Raw genomic sequence first — 657 nt, 5'->3', positions numbered from 1 at the left:
CGGGTTCGACGCCGAGGCCGGAGGCGGCTGCTGCGGCGCGCCGACCGTGCTCCAGCTCGGCTCGCGCCCGGTCAGCGTGGGCTGACGCGGGGCGTTACTCCGCCGTCGTATCCGGGGAGCTGAGCCGAGTGGCAGGCGGGCTGCGCACACGGCTCACCCCGGGTGGATGCCGCGCCTCCGCGGGGTCAGACGTAGACGCCGCGGTCCTCCATGAAGCGGACGGGGTTCGTGTACCCGCCGTTGATGTACACCTCGAAGTGCAGGTGGCAGCCGAACGAACGGCCGGTGTCTCCGGCGTACGCGATGACCTGGCCCGCGTTGACCCACTGGCCGCGGCGCACGATGATGCCGCCGTTCTTGATGTGCGCGTAGCCCGTGCTCACGCCGCCGCCGTGCTGGATGCGCACGTAGTTGCCGTAGTTGCCGTTGGATCCGGCGTAGTCCACGGTGCCGGAGTTCGCGGCGTAGATGGCGGCACCGCAGCCGTTCGCCAGGTCGGCGCCGTAGTGGAAGCTCGACGAGCAGCCCCGAGGGCCGCAGATCGACGTGCGGGGTCCGTAGCTGGAGCTGCGGGCCCCGCCGTGCGGCCGCACCCAGCCGCCCGAACCGGCCGAGCCTCCCCCGCCGCCGTTGCCGCCGCCCCGGTCGAGCAACTGG

1 protein-coding gene is annotated in these 657 nt (G+C 72.9%); it reads right to left on the bottom strand.

Annotated elements, in window-relative coordinates; all coding sequences use genetic code 11:
- Positions 1 to 185: 185 nt before the first annotated feature.
- The coding region (locus DW309_RS09310) for a M23 family metallopeptidase (protein ID WP_136045213.1) at positions 186 to 657 on the bottom strand (472 nt) is incomplete at its 5' end.

Origin of the sequence: Microbacterium sp. K41 (assembly GCF_004794395.1) — a bacterium.
Lineage (GTDB): Bacteria > Actinomycetota > Actinomycetes > Actinomycetales > Microbacteriaceae > Microbacterium > Microbacterium sufflavum.
Note: the sequence above shows the minus strand (reverse complement) of the source record. Positions and strands in the feature narration are given on the sequence as shown.